Origin of the sequence: Solidesulfovibrio aerotolerans, from assembly GCF_009856865.1 — a bacterium.
GTDB lineage: Bacteria > Desulfobacterota > Desulfovibrionia > Desulfovibrionales > Desulfovibrionaceae > Solidesulfovibrio > Solidesulfovibrio aerotolerans.
In genome coordinates, this window is sequence record NZ_WVUD01000088.1 from 1 (window position 1) to 4,396 (window position 4,396).

Consider the following 4,396-nt stretch of genomic DNA (forward strand, 5'->3'; position numbering starts at 1 on the left):
CCTCCCTTCCTTGCGACCGGCTCTTTACCAGCAGATCGAGTGGAAGGCTTTAGCCGGTACACTTTCGGACCGGCGCAACCGAGGAATTCGGTCGCTCCAGGGGGGCATTATTGCTCCGGCGCTTATATAAAACACGTTTCTCCAACCAAGCAGATGGCCGAGGTAGCTGGCGACAGGCAAAGAAATGATGGTCGCCCCGGCCACCCCAGCATAGATGATGCTCAAGGCGCGTGGGACGTAATTTATCGGCACGAGCTGCAAGGTCACCGCAGCCGACATCGACCAGAATCCGCCCACACAAATGCCGAGCAGGCCGCGACCAACCATCAACATTGGATAATTAGGCGCAACAGCGACCAGGAGATTGGAAACAAGGAGCATTGAAGAGAATGTCAACAGAATGTACCGCCGATTGACCCCCTTGGTCAAAGGAGCCAGCAGGAGGCTTGTCAGAACGGCGAATATCCCAACAACCGTCACGGTCTGCCCAGCCATGCCTTCCGTGATGGCGAGATCGCGCGCGATGGGAGTCAAAAGACTGATGGGAATGAACTCCGCAGCGACCAGACTTGTCACCCCGACGAACAAGGAAAACACCGCAGACTAAATTGGATTGATTACACAGGTGGACGGCTCGTCTGTCAGGACATTCTGAGCATTTTCCCTATTGCGTATCTTTTCTTGCAGAACATAATTGGAAATATTTTGTATGGTTTTCAGCAGCCGCTCCTCATTTTGAATCACATCCTGCGCATCAAATGAGTTGCTAAATGCAAAAGCAAGTTGCGATGACTGTGAATAACAAACAAATGCCAATATCAATAGAATATGTCTCATTTATTGTCAGTTCACATTTAGTGCATAATGTCATTGTAAGATTAAATTGTTTTCCAATCCTGCTTGCATAAAACAGCTGACCAAAGATGATTGTGGCGATACAAATGCTTTACATACAAAAACTTTTTCGAAAGGCAAAGAAGCCTGTCGTGTTGTTTGGATACTTCAATATCATATTGGCTAATCAAGTCTCCATTACCGCTATTGCTTGAAGGGATCGCCGTCCAGGACTTTATGGTAAACAGGCTTGTAGGGCCATCTTGCACCGTGAGCGGTATAGGCCATCCAGGATTCGAATGTGTCGAGCTTAATGACGAAAGACTGGAATGTAGCGCTGTCTTGTTCAGTTCCCGAGCCAATGCCCAAGCGGAAGATCGCGCCGGATGTTTTCGAGTTTCCATCCCATGAGGTGTAGCCCATGATTCCCTGCATCTGGTCGACGCCTACCGGGCCTTGCACTAGGGATGAACGGAAAAGTTTATTAAAGTTGCCGAACCGGAGTTTGTTGTGCGCATCGTGGTTGTCAAAACCGCCCGGCAGCACGAAGCTGTTCACACAGGCGATGGCAGTGGGGATATCCCAGGACTCGCCCGGGATAAGCTCCGACGCGCTGGTGCGGATCCGGGCTCTTTGCCCTTCCGCGCGGCTGGTGTCGTACTCAAGGACATGGGCCGTCTCCGGGTCGGCGACAATGATCACCGAGCCGGTGGCGTATTTGCTCTTGCTGAGAAAGGCCTCCGCATCAGCCAGTGTTCGGCTGGATTCAATGGCATAGCGGAGGTCTATGGTGGGGGAGCGCATCCCCGTCAAGGGAAGCGTACGCGCAACCGAGGGATAGCTCGCCAGGGAACCGCCGAACACATGGTGGCGGTTGAAGACGTTGGTGGGGAACAGTTCGCCTAAAAATCCGTTTCCGGCCACCGACTTGCCGCCGTTATGGAATATGAACAGGGCGCCCCATTTATCAATCTCCTCGTCGGGGGGCCAATCGTTGTTCCTGCCCAATATGGTCTTGCCGGTAGCCGAATCCTTGCCGAACACCGCAGAGGCGGAGCAGGCGGCGCTGTCCGTGACGTCCTCGAATATCACCGAGACGAAAATCTTGTTGGGTGACAGTCGGCCGTTGCCGACCTCGTCGCTGGGATCGGAAAACACCTGTCCCATGCCCTCGAACTCGTCCAGATACTCCTTGGGAATGTTGGGCTTCAAGGCATTGACGTTGTCCAGGGCTTGTTGGAAGGTCATCTTCGCTTCCTTGAGCGTCTCCAGCAAGGCCGCGTCGGTGAAACGCTCGAATTGCGGCAAGGCGTCGACAAGCGCCAGAGCGTATTGGCGCCCCATCTCTTTGTGCGAAACGGAGGTCAGATCGAACTCCACCTTGTAATGCAAGTTTTTCTTGTCGTATATTATTTTGACCGCTGGATGTTTTGAGACTGGTTTAGACTGGCTGGAAGACACGGCAGAGATACTGAATACGGCGCTCAACATGACTATGAGAAAAATTTTAACCAATGACGACTTTAGCATATATGCTCCATGTGCATGTCTACGTTCATTATTTGTCAATTTGTTAAAATAACAGGAAGAACAAGTCTTGTCGGATACGCAGGCCCACTGTGGATATTTATTTTCGCTTTGCTGGTCTTGGCACTCACGGTCTCCAACTGGCCGGTCTGCAAGTTCCTGGAGTAGGTCGGAAACCACGAGGCCATGAGGTACACGCGGAGCCGGTGGCCCTTTTTAAAGGTGTTACCGGACAACATGTTCCTGTATTTAAGTTGGACGACTTCCCCAGGTCTAAGAAGTTTGCGTTCTTTGGTCATGTCGCGGTAGCTGGCCCGAAGCACCTCGTGTCCGGCGCTTTCAAGGTTGAAGGCCGTCCCGTCGGGAGCCACGTCAAGAATTCTGACATAGAGATCGAAATCCGGAGCATCGCTCGAAGCGTAAATTTCAGCCCCGATATGTCCCACGGCCACCAGATCCGCAGCGAAAGGCTCCGTTTCAAACGTCAGGACGTCATTTCTACTGGCGAGCCCCCGCAAATCAAAACCGCCGAAGTTGGTGTCGAACTCGTCCTTGACCGTAACCGGTGTTGCCGGGTCCGCCACGAACGAGACCATGCCGTTGCGCGGAACTGGCCTGGTTTGTATCGCATTGAAACCGGTCCCCCGCGACTTTACCGGCCTGAGGTAATAGTCAGCCGGGCGCGTGTCCCCAAGGGGCCAGTTATCGGAATCTATCCAGGCGTTTCTGCCCATGTTGTAAACCCGCACGGCCTTAAGCGACGATTCATTGTTGTCGATTCCCCTCACGTAATGGTCGAGGAAATCCAGAACGACCTGATGATAATCGATCTTTGCGGATTCGCCGAATTTACGGTCGCCGGCGCTTGCCTGGCCAGTGGCTTCCACGCCATGAATCCACGGCCCGATGATCAGCCTGGTGCGGGGATCGGCTTCGCCTGCTCTGGCCCGCAGCAATCCCAGGTAATTGGTCACGGCCCCCTCGGTGCCGTACGACTCGTCGTACCAACCGGAAAGATTGAGCACGGCGGCTTTCACCCGCGAGTATTTGCCGTGCAGGTTGCCCCAGTCCCACCAGGGGTCGTAGGGCTGGTGTTCGAGCCAGGTGTCGTAATACGGGGAAGTGTCCTTCATGTAGGGCATGTCCAAGGCGGGCAGCCAGCCCTGGATGGCCTCGGCCCCGCCCAGGGCGCCCCACTTGGCGTTTGTCTCTTCGTAGGTTTTGGGACCCGGCAGATTCTTTTTGACCCGAAGGTTTGGGGTCATGTAGCGGTAGGCCCAGTTCGCCCATCCCGACTCGAAAACGCCGCCAAAGTAGACGAATTGGTCCATGGACGAAAAGCACATGGCCGGGACCATGGCTTTCAAGTGGGGCGGATTTTCCACAGCGGCGAGCCACTGCACCGCGCCAGGATAGGAAAGGCCGAATGTGCCCACCCGGCCGTCGGACCATGGTTGGCTGGCGGCCCATTCGATGGTGTCGTAGCCGTCTTTGCCCTCATTCTGGTAGGGGACAAATTCCCCTTCAGATTCAAACCGTCCGCGAACGTCTTGAATAACCATGGCATAACCACGTTTCACTGCTTCGCTGAAAGTCTTTTCGTTGTCTGGATCGCCCTCGTCCTTGCTATATGGCGTTCTGAAGATAAGAACCGGATATTTACCGTCACGCATCGGCCGTCTTACATCCGCCCTTAGAACCGTACCGTCATGCATCGCTATGGGAACATTTTTTTCAACATAGACTAGCGGCGGCGATTCGCTGCGCTTCGCCAAGCATCCAAAATTTATCAAGCAAATGACTATAAGGGGAAAACTCATGCAAGTTTTCATAGTTTTGTTCGCACAAATTTTTTGCACAAAATTCCCCTTGTTGCGCTAACCAGCCGAGCAATATGATTATAAATAGTGCCATTTCTGTCCGGCTAATTTAGAAGAGATAGCCTGCTAGAATTGTTTGGTTTTAAGCGTTGCCGTCGCGGGTCAATGAGGTCGAGAATTTCACATTGCTGAAACAGATTTCGTTGCACCAGCCG

The 4,396-nt window shown here is 53.2% G+C and carries 3 protein-coding genes; all 3 read right to left on the reverse strand.

From position 1 onward, the window contains the following. Nucleotides 1–24 precede the first annotated feature (24 nt). On the reverse strand, nucleotides 25–588 hold the full coding sequence (locus GTA51_RS21530; protein WP_246198255.1) for an MFS transporter: 564 nt from the start codon (nucleotides 586–588) through the stop codon (nucleotides 25–27). A 450-nt stretch (nucleotides 589–1,038) separates the two neighbouring features. After that, nucleotides 1,039–2,364, reverse strand: coding sequence for a C45 family autoproteolytic acyltransferase/hydrolase (locus GTA51_RS21535; RefSeq protein ID WP_160964250.1), 1,326 nt, complete (start codon nucleotides 2,362–2,364; stop codon nucleotides 1,039–1,041). A 35-nt stretch (nucleotides 2,365–2,399) separates the two neighbouring features. After that, nucleotides 2,400–4,181: a CocE/NonD family hydrolase gene (locus GTA51_RS21540; protein WP_160964251.1), complete on the reverse strand. Its 1,782-nt coding sequence runs from the start codon at nucleotides 4,179–4,181 to the stop codon at nucleotides 2,400–2,402. Nucleotides 4,182–4,396 lie beyond the last annotated feature (215 nt).